The sequence below is a fragment of the Heliomarina sp. genome, from assembly GCF_052826185.1.
Genome location: NZ_JBRBUI010000053.1, coordinates 124936 through 145639 on the forward strand (window position 1 = coordinate 124936; position 20704 = coordinate 145639).

At 57.4% G+C, this 20704-nt stretch carries 21 protein-coding genes; 11 read left to right on the top strand and 10 right to left on the bottom strand.

From position 1 onward, the window contains the following. Positions 1-356: 356 nt before the first annotated feature. Complete coding sequence (locus ACU0FH_RS17280; protein ID WP_446195909.1) at positions 357-1937, bottom strand: choice-of-anchor D domain-containing protein; 1581 nt, start codon at positions 1935-1937, stop codon at positions 357-359. Between the two features lie 721 nt (positions 1938-2658). On the opposite strand from ACU0FH_RS17280, the gene ACU0FH_RS17285 reads away from it, so the two are divergent. Beyond that, positions 2659-3198 (top strand): AAA family ATPase, encoded by a 540-nt coding sequence (locus ACU0FH_RS17285; RefSeq protein WP_446195911.1) that lies wholly within the window; start codon positions 2659-2661, stop codon positions 3196-3198. A gap of 155 nt (positions 3199-3353) precedes the next feature. On the opposite strand, the gene ACU0FH_RS17290 is transcribed toward ACU0FH_RS17285, so the two are convergent. After that, entirely contained in the window at positions 3354-4649 is a 1296-nt protein-coding gene (locus ACU0FH_RS17290) for a sensor histidine kinase (RefSeq protein ID WP_446195912.1), read from the bottom strand. 64 nt (positions 4650-4713) lie between these two features. Beyond that, entirely contained in the window at positions 4714-5391 is a 678-nt protein-coding gene (locus ACU0FH_RS17295; RefSeq protein WP_446195913.1) for a response regulator, read from the bottom strand. Positions 5392-5556: 165 nt separating this feature from the next. Here ACU0FH_RS17295 and ACU0FH_RS17300 point away from each other — a divergent pair, with 165 nt between their 5' ends. The 9 genes from ACU0FH_RS17300 to cyoD all read left to right on the top strand — a co-directional run bounded on the left by ACU0FH_RS17300 (position 5557) and on the right by cyoD (position 14016). Beyond that, complete coding sequence (locus tag ACU0FH_RS17300) at positions 5557-6120, top strand: HdeD family acid-resistance protein (protein ID WP_446195915.1); 564 nt, start codon at positions 5557-5559, stop codon at positions 6118-6120. 1 nt (position 6121) lies between these two features. After that, positions 6122-6328 (top strand): hypothetical protein, encoded by a 207-nt coding sequence (locus ACU0FH_RS17305; protein WP_446195916.1) that lies wholly within the window; start codon positions 6122-6124, stop codon positions 6326-6328. Between the two features lie 86 nt (positions 6329-6414). Continuing rightward, positions 6415-9003, top strand: coding sequence for a bifunctional lysylphosphatidylglycerol flippase/synthetase MprF (gene mprF / locus ACU0FH_RS17310; protein ID WP_446195917.1), 2589 nt, complete (start codon positions 6415-6417; stop codon positions 9001-9003). Positions 9004-9015: 12 nt separating this feature from the next. Continuing rightward, positions 9016-9339 (top strand): YidH family protein, encoded by a 324-nt coding sequence (locus tag ACU0FH_RS17315; RefSeq protein WP_446195918.1) that lies wholly within the window; start codon positions 9016-9018, stop codon positions 9337-9339. Further along, positions 9326-10042, top strand: coding sequence for a hypothetical protein (locus ACU0FH_RS17320; protein WP_446195919.1), 717 nt, complete (start codon positions 9326-9328; stop codon positions 10040-10042). The genes ACU0FH_RS17315 and ACU0FH_RS17320 overlap by 14 nt, the downstream gene beginning before the upstream one ends. Beyond that, a complete protein-coding gene (locus ACU0FH_RS17325; RefSeq protein ID WP_446195921.1) occupies positions 10039-10998 on the top strand; it encodes a cytochrome ubiquinol oxidase subunit II in 960 nt (319 codons plus the stop codon). Before ACU0FH_RS17320 ends, ACU0FH_RS17325 begins: the two co-directional genes overlap by 4 nt. After that, a complete protein-coding gene (locus ACU0FH_RS17330) occupies positions 10995-13088 on the top strand; it encodes a cbb3-type cytochrome c oxidase subunit I (RefSeq protein WP_446195922.1) in 2094 nt (697 codons plus the stop codon). The genes ACU0FH_RS17325 and ACU0FH_RS17330 overlap by 4 nt, the downstream gene beginning before the upstream one ends. Continuing rightward, complete coding sequence (locus ACU0FH_RS17335; RefSeq protein WP_446195923.1) at positions 13085-13714, top strand: cytochrome c oxidase subunit 3; 630 nt, start codon at positions 13085-13087, stop codon at positions 13712-13714. Before ACU0FH_RS17330 ends, ACU0FH_RS17335 begins: the two co-directional genes overlap by 4 nt. Further along, positions 13711-14016, top strand: a complete 306-nt coding sequence (cyoD, locus tag ACU0FH_RS17340) for a cytochrome o ubiquinol oxidase subunit IV (RefSeq protein WP_446195924.1) — start codon at positions 13711-13713, stop codon at positions 14014-14016. Before ACU0FH_RS17335 ends, cyoD begins: the two co-directional genes overlap by 4 nt. A gap of 198 nt (positions 14017-14214) precedes the next feature. Here the strand turns inward: cyoD and ACU0FH_RS17345 are convergent, their stop codons facing one another. The 7 genes from ACU0FH_RS17345 to ACU0FH_RS17375 are packed head-to-tail and all read right to left on the bottom strand — an operon-like array spanning position 14215 to position 18465. After that, positions 14215-14334, bottom strand: a complete 120-nt coding sequence (locus tag ACU0FH_RS17345) for a DUF3096 domain-containing protein (RefSeq protein ID WP_446195926.1) — start codon at positions 14332-14334, stop codon at positions 14215-14217. After that, complete coding sequence (locus tag ACU0FH_RS17350; protein ID WP_446195927.1) at positions 14331-14855, bottom strand: DUF1269 domain-containing protein; 525 nt, start codon at positions 14853-14855, stop codon at positions 14331-14333. The genes ACU0FH_RS17345 and ACU0FH_RS17350 overlap by 4 nt, the downstream gene beginning before the upstream one ends. A 30-nt stretch (positions 14856-14885) precedes the next feature. After that, positions 14886-15152 (bottom strand): 3-ketoacyl-ACP reductase, encoded by a 267-nt coding sequence (locus ACU0FH_RS17355; protein WP_446195929.1) that lies wholly within the window; start codon positions 15150-15152, stop codon positions 14886-14888. Positions 15153-15176: 24 nt separating this feature from the next. After that, positions 15177-15959 carry a 3-hydroxybutyrate dehydrogenase gene (locus ACU0FH_RS17360; RefSeq protein ID WP_446195931.1) on the bottom strand — a complete coding sequence of 261 codons (783 nt, stop codon included), beginning with the start codon at positions 15957-15959 and terminating at the stop codon, positions 15177-15179. Beyond that, on the bottom strand, positions 15956-16594 hold the full coding sequence (locus ACU0FH_RS17365) for a cytochrome b/b6 domain-containing protein (RefSeq protein WP_446195933.1): 639 nt from the start codon (positions 16592-16594) through the stop codon (positions 15956-15958). The genes ACU0FH_RS17360 and ACU0FH_RS17365 overlap by 4 nt, the downstream gene beginning before the upstream one ends. Before the next feature lie 6 nt (positions 16595-16600). Then, the gene (locus ACU0FH_RS17370) at positions 16601-17347 is read right to left on the bottom strand and encodes an acetoacetate decarboxylase (protein ID WP_446195935.1); all 747 of its coding nucleotides are present in this window, start codon (positions 17345-17347) and stop codon (positions 16601-16603) included. Between the two features lie 14 nt (positions 17348-17361). Continuing rightward, on the bottom strand, positions 17362-18465 hold the full coding sequence (locus ACU0FH_RS17375) for a DUF3734 domain-containing protein (protein WP_446195937.1): 1104 nt from the start codon (positions 18463-18465) through the stop codon (positions 17362-17364). A gap of 602 nt (positions 18466-19067) precedes the next feature. On the opposite strand from ACU0FH_RS17375, the gene ACU0FH_RS17380 reads away from it, so the two are divergent. Continuing rightward, the gene (locus ACU0FH_RS17380) at positions 19068-20699 is read left to right on the top strand and encodes an FMN-binding glutamate synthase family protein (RefSeq protein WP_446195938.1); all 1632 of its coding nucleotides are present in this window, start codon (positions 19068-19070) and stop codon (positions 20697-20699) included. Positions 20700-20704 lie beyond the last annotated feature (5 nt).

A 20704-nucleotide genomic window follows, 5' to 3' on the forward strand; every position in this document is an offset into this window, starting at 1 on the left:
AGCGTACCCGGGTCGGGATCACATTTCGAAGGCAGGGGCAATTCAAGTTCTTCTGTCTCGCATGCCTACTTGCGTTGTGTCGAAAGCCTGCGCGGAGCGCACACGGCAGCAACTTGTGGCAACATACGGCGCAGATTGTGAAACGAGGCCTGGTGCCTTTGTTGCCACAAAACTACGGCATGCTCGGCCGCAGTGTTCCGACGATTAATATCCCCGACCCGTAGGGTATTTTGGCATCCGTTAAACGCACTGCAATAGAAGTCCTGAACCACCTCGCTATTCTTCATATCAAGACGACCTGATTTACGTGAGCACCGAACGCCTGTTTCGAAGGGTCGGTTTGCAATCGCTCGATTTCAAGGTCGACGCGAACTTTGCTGAAAGCCGAAAAGTCCAAGTAGTCCTAAGGCAAGCAGCGTTATCGAGGCAGGCAGGGGTACTTGCGAGGGGTTGGGTGGCACGGTCCCCGTCCCTCCAGTGAAGTTCAATGTCCGTGTTTTGCCATTGATCGCAAAATTTGTCGTTCCAAAAATCACGCCTTCGATGGTCGGCACAAAGGCATACTGGAACTGGCAGGACTCGCCTGGGGCGAAAGTCTTTCCGGCACAGTTCTGAGAACCAGGGAAATTACCGCCCGGAACAGCACCGCCTGCAAAGTTGGGCGAAAGAGTAGCACTGCTGACGTTAGTGATGGTGACGAATTGCGGAGCCGACATCTGGCCGATCAAGGTCTCACCGAAATTAAAGCTGAGCGGCGTCACAAGGAACGGGTCTATCCCGTTGCCCTGGAAGTTCAGCGAGTAGGCAGCGCCGTCGATTGCGAAATTGGTCGTTCCTGAAACCGATCCCTCGCCTCCCGGTGCAAACTGGTAAGTGAACTGGCAGGACTCGCCCGGCGCGAAAGTCTTACCGGCGCAGTTCTGCGAACCGGGAAAGTTACCGCCCGGAACCGCGCCCCCTGCGAAATTTGGCGACTGTACGTCGCCGCTGACATTCGTGATCGTCACGCTCTGGGCAGGCGAGGTCGCGCCAACATGCATGTCGCCAAAATTGAAGGACCGCGCTGTCACAAGAAACGGGTCTGCATCCGTGGTCCCCCCGATTCCAGTGAACGAGAGTGACATCGCCTCGCCGTCGATTGCAAAGTTAGTAGCGCCCATAATCGGGCCTTCTGTCTGCGGCGCGAACCGGTATGTAAATTGACAGGATTCGCCCGGCGAGAACGTCTTACCGGCGCAGTTCTGCGAGCCGGGGAAGTTACCCCCCGGGACAGCGCCCCCCGCAAAATTTGGCGACAAGTTTGCATTGCTGACATTCGTGATCGTCACAACCTGCGGAGCAGACTCAGATCCTACGGACACATTCCCGAAGTCGAATGAAGTCGCCGTCGCCAAAAAAGGACTTATTCCGTTGCCTTTGAAATTGAAACCGTAAGTCTCAGCATCGACGGCAGCACTGGTTGAGCCCGAAACTTTACCCAACGTCTGTGGCGTAAATCGATAAGTGAATTGGCACGACGCGCCGGGCGCGAGTGTCACGCCTGCGCAGTTTTGTGAGCCGGGAAAGTTATTCCCCGGCACCGCGCCGCCAGCGAAATTGGGTGAAACCGGAACGTCACCTAAGTTGGTAAAAATCACTTCCTGAGGCAACGACGTGTCGCCGACCGCGACATTGCCAAAGTCGAAGGATACGGGCGTAACCTGGATAGAAGAAGCGCAGACCGACGTGGCCGTGAGAAATCCAAAAGACCACATTACAAACGAAAATCTGAACATACTTCCCCCCAAATCACTTGCGATGAGCCACACGCCCCAATCGCTCAATTTCAAAAATAAATGCTGTCTTTGCTGGTCGTCACAAAACTTGTGTATGTATTCAAATGAACAGAGAACGTGTCCACCTGAGGCGATTTCAAAGAACAATACTCTAATGGACACCCGTCGCTACTTTAGCACGGGCTCGCGTTACCAGCCAAAAAAATTTGACTTCTTTTTCCAAGAGAGAGCATATGGCAGACACGCGTCCCCTCTGCAGGTGACTGATCTATCTTTGGGTCCGTCGTTTTAGCCGCAAAAAACATGCAATCGTGATAGTTCTTGGAACGGACGGACAGAGAGCAAGCGCTTTTTCACAACCAAGCCTACTCGGCGGGTCCTTCCGTCTAGAGGGCGCGCCGCTGGCGTCTGGAAGACCTTTCCGTCCTCCGTGCGGCAAAGGACGATGGCGTAGCTGCATACATCATTGCGATGCTCAGGCCGCAGCCGGACGACAAATCCGCTATTTAGCCAGACTAATCACTTCTTCGATTGCTTTTTGGGAACGTTTGCAGGATTTGTTTTGTGTCTTCACCTGTCTTGCACTCAGCTTTGGCACCGAATCTTCCCCCCATCGAGCATATGGTAACTAGTTGGCAACATTTGTTTTTTGCTACATGTGGTTACCATATCAGACAAGATGAAACGAATTTTCGACAGACCCAGGCTCCACCAAACCTCCCTTTTACAGCACCAGATAACTCTGCCTTTGTTGTCAGAGAATATGCCTCGACCGCGCAGAATGATGCTGTTTTACTTATCAAAATTCATGCAGCCTTGATCCACACCTTTCGGCGTGTTGATCGCTTCGCTGCCCTCCACCTTTCAAACATTAGGATGCCCCATGAGCGACCATTTCTTCGTCGTGACGGGCGGCCCCGGTGCGGGCAAGACCAGCCTGATCACCGAGCTCGCTCGCCGCGGCTTTCACACGATTTCCGAATCTGGTCGGGCGATCATTCGCGAGGAGATGGCGATCGGTGGTATCGCCCTACCGTGGGCGGATCGCACGGCCTACGCCGAACGGATGCTGCAACAAGACCTGCACGCCTACAGCGCCGCGCAGGCGCTCCCAAGTCCTGTGATCTTTGACCGCGGCATTCCCGACATCATGGGCTACCTGACCCTATGCGGGCTTCCCGTGCCGCCATACGTCACCGCAGCGGCCGAGAAAACACGTTACAACCGTAGCGTCTTTCTTGCGCCGTTCTGGGATGCCATTTTCGAACAAGATGCCGAGCGCAAGCAGACCCGCGCCGAGGCTGAAGCAACCTGCACTATCTTGCACGAGACCTATACTGCACTCGGGTACGAGATCACTGAGCTGCCATTTAAGGACGTTGTAGATCGCGCCGACTTTGTCGCCGCGCATCTGTTGAGATGAGAGATTAGACAAGCGCTTGCATTGCCTACTTGCAGGTTTCCTCGGGAAGCCAAATAGCAGCTAACTTCGGTCTCATAGCGACAGCTTCCGGGATGGAAGGTCAGAATTCAGCCCAGCTGTCGCTGCCCGAATCGCTCATTTTTGTTTTGCAAACGCTAACTACCAAGACTTGGAAGGGTTACCACGACGATCAGGCCAGGATGGTTGTCTACCAGCATGACCGTTCCACTGTGTTTTTCGACAATCGCGCGGACGAGCGCCAGTCCAAGGCCGCTTCCCGGTTTGGACCGGCTGGGATCAAGCCGTAGGAAGGGTTCGAAAACGCTCTCCCTTTGCACCTCGGGAATGCCGGGACCTTTATCCGCCACCGCCAGCCGGATGATACTGTCCGATCGGTTCAGTGTGACGGAGATGACATTGCCGATGGGGCCGTGGGTAACCGCATTCTGTATCAGGTTCACCAACATCTGCTGAAGCATCTGGACGTTACCCTTGATCACGTAGTGCTGACCTTGCTCGACATCGAATGACAGGCTCTGTCCTTCGTCCTCCGCGATCAGCGCGAAAGTCTCGACCAGCTCAATCACCAGATTTTCCAGATCAACATCGCCGGTCAGATGCTCACCGCCGGCCGCTTCTATATGGGAAAGCTGCAGGTATGAATCGAATATGACGCGCATGTTTTCGAGCTCATCCTGCGTGTCGGTGAGCGCCTCGGTCGGATCCTCGCCCTGATCCGCCATCTCCAACGCTTTACCCAGCGAAAGATAAGCACGGCCGAGCGGTGATTTCAGATCGTGCGCGGCGGCGGCGGCCGTGTTTCGCGTCGTTGCGATCAGTCGAGACAAGCGATCGAGATGCAGATTCATCTGATGTGCGATCCGGTCGATCTGCGTCGTTCCCCCATTTTCAGATATCCGAACCGCCGTGTCCCCTTCGCTGGTTTTCGACAGGGCGGTTTCAATGTCCTTCAAACGGCGAAGACTCTTATGGCTCAGATAATATCCGACCGACAGCATCGTCAGAACCACGATGAACCCGCTCAGCGTCAAGGCCCGAAAAACCAGGATCTGCGTGCGGTAGAGCAGGTCAAGCCGCTGCCCGACAACAAGGATGCCGTCCTCCAAAGGGCCAGAGAAGTAGACGTAGTCGTTGGTGAGATCCTCGGGCGATGCGGCAGCATGCTCGAGCTTCCCAACCTGCAGTCCGTCGCCTTCCGGCCGAGTCATGATGTTCCCGGCGACCAGAGTATCCGCTGCCCCGAACAATGAAACTGCGTGATGTCCGCCCGTCGCACCCCGTGAAACGTGCGCGATCGTCCGCACTACGTGGTCCTGCCCTTCGTTTGCATGGTCGGTGGCGATGATGTTCCAGCGTTGCTGCACATCGTCGCCGAGTTCAGCGATCAGGCTTCGCTCAACGTAGGTCAGCGTGACCCAGCCGAACAGCACAAGCACCAAAATAAAAACGAAAGCGGACCGCAAAACCGCCGAAAACGCGGCCCCCGAAAGGACGTCACCGCGGTCCATGCATCGAATACCCGGTATTGCGGATCGTGTGGATCAGCGGCGTGTCGAACGGTTTGTCGATCTTGGCGCGCAATCGGCTCATATGTGTTTCGACCACGGTGGTGCTGGGTTCGAAGTTAAAATTCCAGACACGTTCCAGCAGCAACGTACGGGTCACGACCCGCCCGGCATTGCGCATCAGGATTTCGAGGATGGCAAATTCCTTGTTGTGCAACTCGATCAAATTACCTTGGCGCCTCGCGGTGCGGGAGAGGAGGTCGAGCGCCAAATCGTATACTGTAAGGGTGGATACCACGCTTGTCTCGGACTTGCGGCGGACGATGGCGTCAATCCGGGCGACAAGTTCCGAGAAGTGGAACGGTTTGGTCAGATAATCATCACTACCTGCCGCCAGACCTTCGACGCGGTCGTCGACTTGCCCCAAGGCGGTCAGGAAAAGCACCGGCACGGCTTTCTTTGACGCCCTGAGTGCCTTGAGCACCGAGAGGCCGTCCATCCCGGGAAGCATGCGGTCAAGGATCGCCATGTCGCAGTCGTTGTAGAGACAGTAGCTGAGCGCGTCCCGGCCATCGGCAACGTGATCGACGGAATGACCGTGTTCCGCAAGGCCGGAAACGATATAGTCGGCAATTTTGGTATCGTCTTCAGCCAGCAGAATTTTCATCGAGGTCCGTCTCCTTGCGGCCATCTAATTGGAATCCGTCCGGCTGTGCCAGCGAAACAGCTTCCTTTGCACAGAAGTAAGGTTCGCGCGAATTTCGGGCGATGCTGGAAGCTTAGGGTCATCTCGTTCCCGACAGACCGAAGGGAAACCAAGGAGCGCCCCCAAATGCAGACCTATATGACCAATCTGAAGTCACCGATGCGTACAGGTGGCAAGCGGACGAGCTTCAAGCGGCTGAAACTTGTCGGCACAATTCTTGTCGTGATTGGCCTGCTGGCCATTCTGCTCCCCCAGTTCGCCACGGTCGCGGCAGAGGTGCTCGTCGCATGGATGCTGACGATCTGGGGCGCCGTCGGTCTTTGGTTTTCACTTGCGATAAGACCAGCGCCAGAGTGGCGTTATGGCTTTGCGGCCTTTGGCATTTTGTTTCTCGTCGGTGTTGCGTTCGTCCTGTTTCCGCTCGCAGGCATAGCCGCGTTGACCGTTCTGATGATGCTGTCGTTCCTGATGGAAGGCATTCTCTCCATTCTCTTCGGGCTGCGCAGCAGTGCATATGTGCCGAACTGGGGCTGGCTCTTGTTCAGCGGGCTGTGCTCCTTTGTTGCTGGCGTCGTGATCCTGTTCGGCTGGCCCTGGACTGCAAGTTGGACGCTGGGCCTGATGATGGGCTTGAACTTTTTTTCGACCGGCTTGTCGCTCGTCATGCTTGGAACTCGGCAAGTGCAGTAAAATGACACCAATTGCGCGGATGCTTTGCGCCGCCCCCTTTGATCGCCGGACGCTCATCCTGCTCAATTTCCTAGTGTCCTTCTTAAAGGTATCTCAGAGCACCTCCCTAATGCTGAGCCGTGGCAGCAAGGACACCGAGACCAAAGGCGCGCAGGGAATGAATCCCGGATTAACCACAATCCAAACCGGAGAAACGCTTGCTGCCTGAAAACAACGATCACTGGTTTTCGGTGGATTGGGGAAAGCTCTTGGTGATTTCACTAATCTGGATCGACATTTTCAAGGAAGGCATAGATGGCCGAGATTAAGACCCAGACCTTCATGTCGTCTGTTTTGCGCGTGATCGAACATCCAATATTTAAGATCGCAATTCCCGCTCTCGTCGGTCTAATTGCCTTGGTAGTTTTGCACAAGCTGGCCAGCCATATCCGATTGGAGGACGTAAAGGCCGATGTCGCTGCGGCTCGCCCTTCGGTGCTCCTCGCGGCCTTGGCCTGCACCGTCATGAGCTTTGTTGGCATTGCGACCTACGACTTCCTCGGCATGCGGACGGTCGCTCCAAAAAGGTTGCCCACTTTGGTGCCGATGGTCACCGGTGCCGCGGGCTACGCGATTTCCGGCTTGCTTGGTGTGTCCTACCTTACCGGCACGGCTGTTCGCTATCGGGTATATTCGGCATTCGGACTCGATCTGGTTACGATAACAGCGATCATCGCGATTGCTTGGTCGGGCTTTGTTTCCGCTCTGGTTCTGGGATTTGGTCTGTTGCTTGCGCTTCATCCCACCGGATTGAGCGCCGTTATCAACTTCTCCCCCGCCTTTGAAACCGCAATTGGCTCAGTCCTGCTCACTTGCTGGGGCGTTTATCTGGTATGGCTTTCACTGGGCAAGCGACGATTGAAATCGGGCGGAAAAACTGTCGATCTGCCAAGACCCGTGCAAGCTGTTGGCCTTACCTTGGCCGGTTTACTGGATGTATCCGGTGCCGGGTTGACCCTCTACATGCTGATGCCCGCCGATCTGGTGCCAAGCCTTCCTGTATTTGCGACCGTCTTTATCGCGGCGATCGGTCTTGGTATTCTCAGCCATGCGCCCGGCGGTCTTGGCGCGTTCGAGGCAACCATCATCGCCGGCTTCGGAGCGACCGGACGTTCCGACGTTCTGGCAGCGTTGCTACTGTATCGCCTGATTTACACCGTTCTTCCCTTCGCCATAGCAACCTTGGGTCTTGCCATCTCGGCGGCTTTGGCCAACCGGGGAAGGCTCAAAACGACATCAAGCGTTCTCTGGCGTGCGATGAAGCCGGTGGTGCCCATAGTTTCTGCGGCCCTCGCCATGCTTGCAGGTGTCATTCTTTTGGTCTCAGGCAACCTGCCGGCCGAGGGTACCCGCCTTGAAATTCTGCGTGACATCTTTCCGCTTGGCGTTGTCGAAGCTTCTCACCTGGCAGGAAGCCTTGCTGGCGCTCTTCTGATCGTTATCGCGGCGGGGCTCTACCGCAAGCTCTTCCGGGCGTGGCTCTTTGCCATGGCGCTGATCGGGATCGGATTCGTCGTATCACTGGGGAAAGGTCTCGACTGGGTCGAGGCCATGTCCATGGCCGCGACGCTCGTGACTCTGGGCCTACTCAGGCCGGCGTTCTATCGCGCGGAAGGAATCTCCCTGTTTCAGCTGGACCGACGGTGGATGCTCAGCGTCCTCGTAATGGCCGGGGCAATCTTCTGGATCGGGCTTTTCGCTTATCATCATGTCGAATACCGGAACGCCCTTTGGTGGCAATTCAGCTGGAATGGCGATGCCTCGCGCTTTCTACGGGCCAGCCTTGTCGTCGCGATCGTTCTGGTGGCGGTCTTCGTCAACTCTCTTATCAGCCACCGCCCCGCGGTGAGCAAGCCTACCAAAATTCCGGATGCTGTACGTCGGCTGGTGAAGGAAAGCGAAGATACCGAAGCCAATATCGCCTTGACCGGAGATAAGCTGTTCCTCGTGGCACAGGATGAAACCGCTTTCATCGCTTACGCGGATACAGGAAAATCTCTGATTGCCAAGGGCGATCCGGTTGGCAATCCCAATTCAGGACAGGCCCTGATATGGGCGTTGCGCGAACAGGCCTACCGCGCTGGAAAGCGGGTCGCGTTCTATTCGGTTTCACCTGCCTATTTGCCGACCTATCTTGATTTGGGTCTGTCCATTCTCAAGATCGGGGAAGTCGCGCGTGTCGATCTGCTCGGCTTCACCCTCGACGGCTCGAAGCGCAAGGATCTGCGACAAGCCCGTAATCGCGTCCTAAGGGACGGATTTGTTTTCGAAGTGGTGCCAGCCTCGGATGCAGAGCCGATCCTGCCTCAGCTGCGGCGCATTTCCGACGCCTGGCTCGCTCAGAAACCCGGCGAGGAAAAAGGCTTTTCCCTCGGGGCCTTCACCGAAGATTACATGAGCAATTTTGACATTGCCGTACTTCGCAATCCCGACGGACAGATCATTGCCTTCGCCAACTTGTTCCGGGGCGCAAACCGGCACGAACTGTCGCTTGATCTCATGCGATACCTGCCAGACGCGCCACATTTCGCAATGGACGCGCTATTCGGAGAGCTTTTGCTTTGGGGCGCGGCAGAGAACTACCGCTGGGCATCGCTGGGGGCTGCGCCATTCGCGGGTGTCGAGAACCGCGAACTTGCGCCGCTCTGGAACCGCACCGGCGGTTTCATCTACGAACATGGCGAGCCTTTCTACCGGTTCGAGGGTCTGCGGGCCTACAAGGAAAAATTCGATCCCGTCTGGTCGCCGAATTACCTTGCCTGCCCGGGCGGATTGGCCGCGCCGCAAATTCTCTACGAAGTCAATGTGCTGGTCTCGGGCGGGCTTCGCGGCCTGATGAAATAGGAGACCGTGACCATGATCTTCAATTTCGAGCTGCATGCTTCTAATGAGCGGACCTTCCTGTCGTGGGTGCGCACCGCTGTTGCCATTGTCGGCTTTGGCCTTGCAGCGGCCCGGCTAGGTCAGCGAACGGTACCGCATTGGTCGACCTGGCTGCTTTTCGGCGCAGGGGCTGCCGTAGTGATGATCGCCTGGCTACGCATGCGTCACGTGCGCAAGCGGATCGACCTGGAAGAGCGGCTGCCCGACGACGATGGATCGGCGGCCACCTTCCTGCTCCTGCTTGTGATGGCTCTTTTCGTTTTGCTGGGAAGCTTCGCTGTTCATGTCGCGCCTTGATCTGCATTTTCCCCGGACGGGTGTTGCCTCGATCCGAAAGGTACGGTTCACGCTTGCATTCCTCATGGTGATGCTAGTGGCCAACGCTGCTGCGGGAACGTTTTCGGGTCAGATCGATCCACATGTACTCGCCGCCCGGGGTATCGGTGTAGATGCAATGAAAGACGGCAATCTGATGCGACTCCTGACCGCCATCTTCCTGTCACACGATCTGCCGATGCTGCTGCGTCAGCTTGCCTTCACCGCCACCGTGATCGGAGCGACGGAGCTTCTATGGGGCACCCGGTGCGCCCTCGGATTGTTCTTCGGGATCGATGTGACCGCGACAATCATACTTCTTGCTACGGTCGCCCTTCTTCCCGATTTCACCGGGCTGGCGACAACCACGGATGTCGGCATGTCAATGGGCGGCTTCGGGTTGATCGGCGTTCTGATAGCTGCGCACCGGAACGCATCGATCTGGCTCGTTGTGCTCCTTGGCCTAATCGCGACAAAATTCGCCGTCGCGTTAGAGTCGCTCGCCTTCGGAGGTCATGTCATCGCTTTGATCATCGGCTTCGGTGTCGGTTGGTATCTTCCCCGCCGTCCAGGTCATGACATCGTCCCGGCGCCAGCGCGCAATCCGCGACGATCGAACGAACATATGGCCGAAGCTCATCAAGAACGTTACTTTTGCACCAAGCAGCAGGATGGACGGCAATGATATTTCGACGCATTTTCGGGATCATTCCTCTGATCGGCTGTCTCGCTCTGGCGGCTTGCAGCAAGGCGGGGAGCACATTTCTTCTGCCCGCCGGACCGATCGCGGCAGCACAACGGGCGGAGTTCATCCAGATTCTCGGCTGGACCCTCGTTGCAATCGTGCCTGTCTTTGCGCTCGTTCCCGTGCTGCTCTGGCGTTACCGATACCGGAACCGCGATGCGAGCTATGCACCGGACTGGGACAGGTCGCCCCTGCTTGAGGTGCTCATGTGGGGTGTGCCACTTGTCATCGTAACAGTGCTTTCGGTGCAGCTCTACCGGACGACGCACGAGCTCGACCCTATGAAGCCCATCGCATCTGATAACCCACCGCTTCGGGTCGAAGTCGTGGGGCTCGACTGGAAATGGCTGTTCATCTATCCCGATCTTGGCATCGCCACGATCAACGAACTGGCCTTCCCCGAGAAGACGTCCGTTGCGCTTGACCTGACGACCGACACGGTGATGCAGTCATTTCTGATTTCTGCGCTGGCAGGGCAAATCTACACCATGCCCGGCATGCATACGCGGCTGCACGTCCTCGCCGATCAGCCCGGCGAATTCGAGGGCGAGAACACGCAGTTCAACGGAACCGGTTTCCCGCAACAGAAATTCCGGGCAATTGCAATGACACCGACAGCCTTCGAGTCCTGGGTTGAAGATGTCAGATCGGACGGCCAGCCACTGACAGCAAAACAATATGGCGTGCTGGCCCAAGCCACCACCGGTGCAACAGCGCAACAGCAGCTGGGCGCGGAGGCTCTGCCTGAGGGCGTCCTGCATTTTTCATCGGCCGAAAATGACCTCTTCGATAAGGTCCTGCATCGCTACATGCGGGGCACGCCCGTCCCATCTGCCAATCAGCCGGGCGCGGTCGGCTATGATCCTCAAGCGTCGACGGGAGAGCCAAACCAATGATCCATACAATTTTCGGCCGGCTCGACTTGTCTTCGCTGTCTCTCTGGCGAGCGATACAAGATCCCACCGTAAGCGAATTGGTCGCGGCCGGGGCAGCAACGGCAGTGCTTCTGGGTGCGCTTGTCACGGTGTCCCTATTGACGTGGTTCCGGCTTTGGGGGCCGCTTTGGCGCGATTGGCTGACAAGCGTCGATCACAAGCGGATAGGCATCATGTACTGCGCGCTTGCGCTCATCATGCTGGCACGTGGCGTCATCGAAGGCGTTTTGATGCGGACCCAACAGGCATTCGGCCTGCACGGCGGTTTCCTCACGCCCGACCACTTTTCCCAGTTATTCAGTACCCACGGAACCATCATGATCTTCTTCGTCGCGATGCCCTTTATCGCCGGCGTGATCAACTACGTCATGCCGCTTCAGATCGGGGCGCGGGACATGGCCTTTCCGGTAATGAACCAGATCAGCCTAGGCCTCACTGCGACAGGTGCCGCGCTGGTGATGATCAGCTTGGTGCTGGGAAAGTTCGCAACCGGCGGCTGGGCCAATTACCCGCCCTATACAGGGTCAGATTTTCAGCCCGGCCCGGGGCCGGATTACTGGATTTGGTCGATTGTGCTTGCGGGGATCGGAACCACGCTCTCGGGGATCAATTTCGCGGTCACGCTGTACAAGGAACGCGCGCCGGGTATGGCCTTCCTACGGATGCCGATCTTCTGCTGGACGGTGATCTGTACCTCCATCATCATGATCTTCGCGCTGCCGCCGCTGACGGTTGCTGCTTTGATGCTGGCTGCCGACCGCTATCTCGACTTCCACTTCTTTACCAACGACCTCGGCGGCAACATGATGAATTACGTCAATCTTTTCTGGTTGTTCGGTCATCCCGAAGTCTACCTGCTGGTCATCCCAGCTTACGGAATCTTCTCCGAAGTCATCTCGACCTTCTCTGGCAAACGGATCTACGGCTACATGTCGATGGTCTATGCGACCATGTCGATCGCAGTGTTCAGCTTCTGCGTTTGGCTCCATCACTTTTTCACCATGGGCCAGAGCGCCAATATCAACGCGGCCTTCGGCATCGCGTCGATGGCAATCGCCGTGCCTACGGGGATCAAGGTCTACAACTGGATGGCAACGATCTTTCGCGGCAGGGTCCGCATGACTGTGCCTATGATCTATGCAACCGGGTTCTTTTACCTTTTTGTCATCGGCGGCCTCAGCGGCGTAATGCTGGCGAACCCGGTAATCAGCTATCAGGTGCACAACACCCTGTTCTTGGTGGCGCATTTCCACAACGTTATCATTCCTGGCGTGCTATTCGGGCTGTTGGCAGGGTATCACTACTGGTTCCCCAAGGCTTTCGGCTTTCGCTTGAATGAAGGCTGGGGACGGGCGGCGGCGTATTTGTGGATCGCCGGTTTTTCATTCACCTTCCTCCCGCTCTACTGGCTGGGGCTGCACGGCATGCCGCGCCGATCTGCCACGTTCAGCGACCCCGCATTTCAGCCCACCCTTTGGCTGGCGCTCTTCGGTGCAGCTCTAATCCTGGCCGCGCTCACGTCTCTGGCGGTCCAGTTGTGGGTCAGCATCCGTGACCGCGACAGTCTGACTGTGCCTTTGGGGGATCCGTGGGACGGGCGTTCGCTGGAATGGTCGATCCCGTCGCCGCCGCCGAAGTACAATTTCGCAATGCAGCCGCAGGTTGCCGCGCGCGACGACTTTGCCGAGGCAAAGGCCAAGAGCCGCGCCTATACCGAGCCGGAAGAATACGAAGACATCGAAATGCCTAACAATACAGCCATCGGCATGATTATCTGCGTATGCGCGACACTGTTTGGACTGGCACTGGTGTTCTGGATGTGGTGGCTGGCCGCGCTGTCCTTCCTCGCTATCGTGCTTTCCATCACTCTGCGAACCTTCCGGACCGAGACGACGCATGTCATCCCGGCTGCAAAGATCGCCGCCGAGCATCGCGCTTGGCTCGACAAAGTAAAGGCCGCCTCGGCGGTCGACCGGCTTGAGGAAACACAGGAAAGTAATCTGGGCCGTGCCTCGCTGGAGCGGCCGACACGGATCGAGGCTGCGGAATGACAGAACACAATATTCATCCCGGCCTTAATCTAGGGGCGCGGCACGGGGCTGCACATGAGGGGGCCGAAACCATCCTCTTCGGTTTCTGGATCTTCCTGATGAGCGATCTGGTGATCTTTGGGCTGGTCTTCGCCTCTTACCTTACTGTCGCCAACCCGACCGGCACGGCGGGAGGCCCGGGCCCAGCAGAAGCGTTCGACCTGCGAAGCGTTTTCGCACAGACTGTGATCCTGCTTTCCAGCAGTCTGACATTCGGCTTTGCCACGCTTGCAATGCGGCACGAGACGGGGCGCAGGTCAATCGCATCCTGGCTGATTGTGACGCTGTTTCTTGGTCTGGGTTTTCTGGCGATGGAGTTGCACGACTTCGCCCATATGATCGATGTCGGCGCTGTACCATCGCGCAGCGGTTTCTGGTCGGCCTTCTGGGCGCTTGTGCCACTTCATGGGGTGCATGTGACCGTAGGTTGCTTGTGGATCGTGGTGATGCTGATCCAATTGGCGACCCTGGGCCTGATCCCGGTCGTCAAGACGCGTCTTCTGCGGCTTGGACTCTACTGGCATTTCCTCGATCTGATCTGGGTCGGAATTTTTTCAATCGTCTATCTTGGAGGGCTGATGGGATGAAACACCCTGACTATCGCAGCGAGGCACGGCTTTACCTGGCAGGCTTTGGTCTGGCATTGACGCTGACGCTGATCCCTTTCGCCCTGGTTCACTGGGCGTTGCTTCATGGGCGGACGCTGGCAATCACGATTGCCGTCCTCGCTATTGCGCAAATCGTCGTGCACCTGCGGTTTTTCCTCCATATCGACCTATCGCGTCAGAAACGCGAGGATCTGCAGCTGATCCTCTTCACCGTATTGCTCTTGGCGATCATGGCGCTCGGCACGCTCTGGATCATGGGCAATCTCGCGACCCGGATGTAGCCTCGCACTGGGCTCAAAGAGAGTGGTTGCCGATTATAAGCGCCTAGGTACGGACCAGCATAGGTCTGGCAATCGGAGCGTAGAGGAGCATTGCACAAAAAGTTTCAAGCGCCGCGCTTCCTCGTGCGGCAGGGACTTCTAGCCTATCTGTGTCCGGCGCATGAATTTCCGACTGTTATCCCACACCCTGGGCACCGATCACATCGTTGATGGGATCAGATAGCCCGCGATCACATAGTTGAGAAGCCGCGGAAACAGCAGGATCAAGACGCCAGCGATCAGCGCCAGCAGAGGCTGGATGATAATAACCTGTGTCATGCGTGTTCCGGCGCAGATGCGCCGACCTCCGCCTTGTGAGCTTCATCGAAAGCCTTCCTAAGATGGTTTTCGGCATCGGTGTCGAGGTTGGTACGCAGCACTCGGCAACCGTGCTCGCCAAGCCGCTCGATGACCCCGTCCGAGGCATTGGTGCGAACCATCATGAAGAGCGCGGCCTGCCCCGGTTGAAGGACGCTACCCACGTCTTTCATGAACTCATCGTTAATACCGTAATCGGTTAACGCGCCTGACAGCGCTCCGGCCCCTGCACCGACAGCAGCACCTAGCAGCGGATTGAAGAAAATCATTCCGACAAGCAGGCCCCAAAAGGCGCCGCCGGCCGCCCCTGCGGTCCACAGGTTGACCATCTGGTTGAGCTTGACGTTTCCTTCCTCGTCCACAACGGCAACAACAGCGTCGGCCACATCGACAAGATACTCTCGGGCCATAGTCATGAGGTCTGCGCGGGCCTCTTCCGCCCTTTCGGGTATCTCGTACCCGATGACGATCAGTTCGGACATTCAGTCACCTTTTCAGTGCATGTGTGTTTATCAGTTGGAGGCAACGTGCGTGGTATCGAAGCTGTCGACCCATTGATGCACAGAACGTTCCAGGTCCGCGACGCGGTCATCATGGGCGTCGTGACCGGCAGCCTCGCCGTTCAGACGCTCTTGCAAGTGCCTGTAGCGCTCCCTCAATTCTTGTGCCATCAGATGCGCCCCGTGGTTCTTCAGGTGCGAAGCTGCCCGCAGCCGCGCTTCGGCGGTTTCGATCTTTTGCCCCAGCGCATGCAGGCGATCGTGAAGGTTTTTTTCCATTCCATGTCTCCTTTGGTGCAAAAGTCAGTTCATGTACCAGCCATGGCTGACCACCAGCGACTGGCCGGTAAGCGCATTTGTGGGGAAGGCTGCAAAGACATGCGCCACCTCGGCGACGTCCTCGATCGTGGTGAAATCCTGATCGACGGTTTCGCCCAGCATGACCTTATTGACGACTTCCTCTTCCGAGATGCCGAGATCGCGCGCCTGTTCCGGGATCTGTTTTTCCACCAGCGGCGTCTTCACGAAACCGGGACAGATCACGTTGGCGCGGACACCATGCTCGGCGCCTTCTTTCGAAATGACGCGGGCAAGGCCCAGCAGACCGTGCTTTGCTGTCACATAGGCTGATTTCAGAGCGCTCGCTTCTTTGGAATGGACAGAGCCCATAAAGATGATTGAGCCCGAACCGGCCTTGTACATGTGCGGCAATACGGCCTTTGAAGTCAGGAAGGCGCCGTCGAGGTGGATTGACAGGAGTTTCTTCCAGTCGTCGAAGGGGAAGTTCTCGAGCGGATGCACGATCTGCACCCCGGCATTGGATACCAGCACGTCGATCTTGCCCCATGTCTCGACGACCTTGGCGACGCCGTCATTGACCTGAGTCTCGTCGGTGACGTTCATTTCGACAGCCATAGCCTCGCCCGGACCTTGGGCAGTCAACTCGTCCGCAGCCTTCTGCGCGGCGTCAAGCTTCAGATCGGCGATAACGACCTTGGCGCCGTCGGCCACAAAGCGTTTGGCGATGCCGTGGCCAATACCGCTGGCCGCGCCGGTGATGATGCAAACTTTGTTCTTGAGATTCATTTCATAGGTTCCTTGTTGGGCGCGGCGTGAAAGGACCACATTCCGCGCAGATTGAAGTCGGTGAAAAAGTGATGGAGGATGGCCATGCCGACGTGGCCGATCAGGTAAGCCCAGACGAGGTTCGAGAGCGCCCGGTGAATGAACACTGCGGCCCCGACCAATCCACCAGCATCCGGGTTTGCGCCCCCGATGGCATAGTAAGCCGTGCCCGTGACCGCCATTGCGGTGATGAGCACAATTCCCAGCCCATGCACGGCACTGGCCAGCGGGCTTTCGTCATCATGCGCAGGCAGGCGCAGACGGAAGAGTGCGTTGCCGTGGCGCTTTACGTCCGACCACAGCGCAGAAAGACGTACGGGCGAAAACCATGGAAATAGCAGACCCGCAGGGGTGTCGTGCTTGCGAACCGTCAGAACGATCCAGAACAGCAGGATCAGGGCAAAGGCGATCAGTCCGCAAATTTCGTGGACCCCGAACCAGAGATTACCGTCACTGCCATTCTCAGCCGGGCGCAAGACTAGGCTGGTTGCAAGCTGCACTACGACCGCAAGCGCCAGTCCCGCATGGACCAGCCGTGTCGGAAGGTTGTGGCGGGATACTTGCGCCGTTGAGGCGGATTGTCCTGCAGGCTGCATGATCGGTCATCCTTTTGGCTGGAGATAATCGTGGACGACTTCGCCCAGCCCAAGCGTGAGGTCGGTCATCAGATGGACGGCCGAGACGACCTCGCGAACCGGCAGATCAGACACCGGCGCCAGCGCGTGCTGATGCAGCTCGAGCCCCGCCGGGCCTTCCCACTCACCCATGAGTGTCACGTCCGTCGTATAGTATCGGACGAGCTCGCAAATCCGCGGCGTGCAATCGACATGAGGTATGACCTTCAACATGAAGTTCGGCGCCTCAAACCCTTTCAGCACCTTGTCGTGGTCGAGCTTGTGATGTTTGTAACCCATTGTGCCTGTGGCAACCTGAACCGAGCCGACGTCCAATGTGCCGACCAGCGTATCCTTTTCTACCCGAAGTGAGGGGTCGGCGAACTTCTTGGGAAAACCCCAGATCTCGCGCCCTCCGGCAATCGGCGCGTCGTCGTTCAGAAACATCGAGTGGATATACCCTCCAGCGACGCCATCGAGCGTAACGGGGATAATCTGACCGCTTTCGGTGTAGTCGCCAAAGCCGGTGCTATCGGGCATGCGGATGAATTCGTATTTCACCAGCGGCTCTGGAATCTCCAGCGGCTCCGGCACGACCAGTCGCAGTGCCTCCATGTCGGTTCGATATATGATCGTCAGAAATTCGCGATTGACGAAGCGATAAGGGCCCTTGGGATAAGACGGGCTGGTGACTGGCATCGCAAAGGCGGTTGTGACGAGATCAGACATTTTCATGGGATAACCCTCTGTTAATCGCATTTTCCAAGATCGAAGATTTGCAGGCCGTCCGCGCCCGGACTACGGGAGGTCCATGCCTCGGCCGACAGGGTATGCGTGACATCCTCGCGGCCGGCGGCCCAGTGATCGGACATCGACTGTCGGGAAAACTCATAATCCTTCGCGCTGCCCTCGAAACCTTGCTTGCGATGGATCAGATGCACGAGAGTGACAGGGCAGGATGGTCCGGCCTTGCGCAGAACGGCCAGATCCGGGTCGCCTTTCAGCCCATCCGGCAGTTTTTTGGCAAGTCGTTCGGCGGCGGTGCGCAGCGCATGCAGATCTCGATAACGATCCGTCGTGAGGCGTGTCCGGCTCGAATAGCGAATATCCATCTCGCGCTGCTGAACCTCCAAGACGTCCTTCGGAAGCGCGCTCTTCGCATTGAAGAGATCAATCTGGAACACACAGAGCGGCTGATCGCCCTCGGCCAGTTCCATGACGTATTGCAGCGGAGTATTTGACACGAGACCGCCGTCCCAATAGTAGCGTCCATCAATCTCGACAGCTGGAAAACCCGGCGGCAGGGCGCCACTGGCCAGAATATGTCTCGCGTTGATCCGGGTGTGGCGGCTGTCGAAATAGACAAAGTTCCCGGTCTCCACGTCGGTGGCGCCAACGCAAAGCCGGGGGCCGCCGTCATTAATGAGGTCGAAATCGACAAGTTCGCCCAGCGTCGCGGCGAGAGGCGCGGTATCATAGAAACTCAAGGCAGGCTCGGTGAGGTAAGGCCAGAACGCGGCAGGCATGCGCGGTCGGAAAAAGCCCGGCGCGCCCGCGAGCGCTATCTCGGCTGCCGCCAGCTCTGAAAAGGCGCGGCGACCGGACTTTGTCCAGAATGGTGCCGACATCGTCAGGTTCGAGGTGATCTTGTTCCAAAAGGCTTCAAGCGCTGGAATTCGGTCCTTTTCGCGGTTTCCGCAGATTAATGCGGCATTGACTGCACCGATCGAAATACCGGCCAGCCAATCAAATGAAAAACCGGCCTCATTGAGAGCAGAGAACGCTCCTGCCTGATAGGCTCCCAGCGCTCCGCCTCCTTGCAGCACCAGGGCATTCAGTTCGTTAGAAGGCATTTCATCTGTTCCTTTCAGCCGGCGTATCGTGTCGTTGAAGGAAATCTAGGGCTGCTCTCCGGCGCCATCTTTTCGGCAACCTTACATCTGCGACAGGTTTGCCGGGCCGTTCAGCTAAAACAGGAAATCCGTCCTTTATGAGAGGATGACTGCGTTAGTCAGATTGTAGCAAGTTATGCTATCAATCCAGTCAAGCCCGGCCCGAATAGCTTTCCGGCGGCATCCCACCGCACCCGAGCTGATACATCTGGCGAAAGTCGTCTTAAATGACGTCAGCCATGTCTGGATCGGGAGGGTGGAGAAGAAACTGACTTGCGCCGGGACACTGCTATGGTCTGTCGGACTCGGAGGTCGCTATCTTCCGCATCGCACTCACAAAACGTTCAACGCAGCGCAGCCTCTAGCGCCACTGACATCGCAACGGCCCCAAATTATCGGCACAGGGTTCTTTGAATGAAGAGCGGCCTGGGCGCGTTGGACGACAACGCCATTCTGCTTCTGAAGAATATGTAAGGAACCGGAAACTCTGGCGTAAGGTCCGGCGCGGAACCTGCACCGTATCACCGACGTTTTTCAGAATATAAAATCGAAAGAATGAAAAATTGAAAAAGTTTTTCGCCAGCCTTCTCGATCTGTCCAAGCGGGCTGTGGTGCCGATAACAGCGGTAATCCTGCTCATTGTTGCCATCGTCTATGGATGGTTCTGGGTCGCGTTGCTCATGGCCGCCATCGTATTGCTCGGGCTGTTTGATGCGTTCCAGTCTCGTTGGGCAATCACGAGAAATTATCCCGTAGCTGGCAGGATCCGATGGATCTTTTACGATCTGAAACCCTATCTCTACAGCTACATCGTAGAAGACGATCTTGGCGGCACGCCATATTCCCTGGCGGCGCGTCGCCTTGTTCATGCCCGTGCGGAAGGCATCACCGACACCCAGCCCTTCGGCACCGAGCGCAACACTGATGAGGATACGTATCACTGGGTAGGGCATTCCATCGCGCCCACCGAGAACCCGATCAAGTCGCCTCGTGTCGATGTAGGGTCCGATCAATGCGCCAAGCCCTATTCGGCATCCGTTCTGAACATTTCCGCCATGAGCTTTGGCGCGCTTTCCGCCAATGCCGTGCGCGCTCTGAATTTGGGGGCTAAAAAAGGCGGTTACTTCCACGACACAGGCGAAGGAGGACTTTCGCCCTATCATCTGGAACACGGCGGCGATCTCGTCTGGGAACTCGGGTCCGGCTATTTTGGTGCTCGTGACAAAGACGGCAAATTCGACCCGGAGACATTCAAGGACACCGCGCAGCGTGACGAGGTCAAGATGACCGAGATCAAGCTCAGCCAAGGCGCAAAACCGGGCCACGGCGGCCTTCTGCCTGCCGCCAAGGTGACCGAGGAAATCGCCAAGATCCGGCAGGTGCCTGCGCATGAAGACTGCCTGTCGCCACGCGGCCACTCAGCATTTTCAACGCCAATCGAGATGCTGGAATTCGCCGCCCGGATGCGCGACTTGTCCGGTGGAAAACCTGTGGGTCTGAAGCTGAGCATCGGCCAGCCGCACGAGCCTTTCGCGATCATGAAGGCAATCCTCGAAACGGAGATCTATCCGGATTTCATCGTCGTGGATGGGGGAGAGGGCGGCACCGGCGCCGCCCCGCTGGAACTGTCCGACTGGGTCGGAATGCCATTATCCGAAGGCTTGATCCTCATGCGAAATGCGCTGGTTGGGGCAGGCGTCAAATCCCAGATTCGGCTGGCGGCAAGCGGCAAGGTCTATTCCGGCATGGGTTTGGCGCGCAACATCGCTCAGGGGGCGGACTGGTGCAACGCAGCACGCGCGTTCATGTTCTCAATCGGCTGCATCCAGGCGCAACGCTGCCACCTTGGCACCTGCCCGACCGGTGTCACCGCGCAGGATCCCACCCGTCAACGGGGACTGGTGCCAGAGGTACAGGGCGAACGATCAGCCCGTTTTCAGGAAAAGACCGTTGATACCTTGATGGAAATTGTCGCGTCAGCCGGTCTGGAGCATCCCGGCGACCTGGAGCCACACCATTTGATGCACCGCAATGGACCCGAAAAGGCGTTGCCAATGGATCAGGTCCATCCCTTCCTTGCCGAAGGCGCACTTTTAGAGGCGCCAGAGGACACTGCTTATGCCGATTTCTGGCGCGCGGCACAGGCGACCAGTTTCCGCCCTGCCCTCGATCTCGCGAAAGCGCGAGCCAAGTAAGCGAT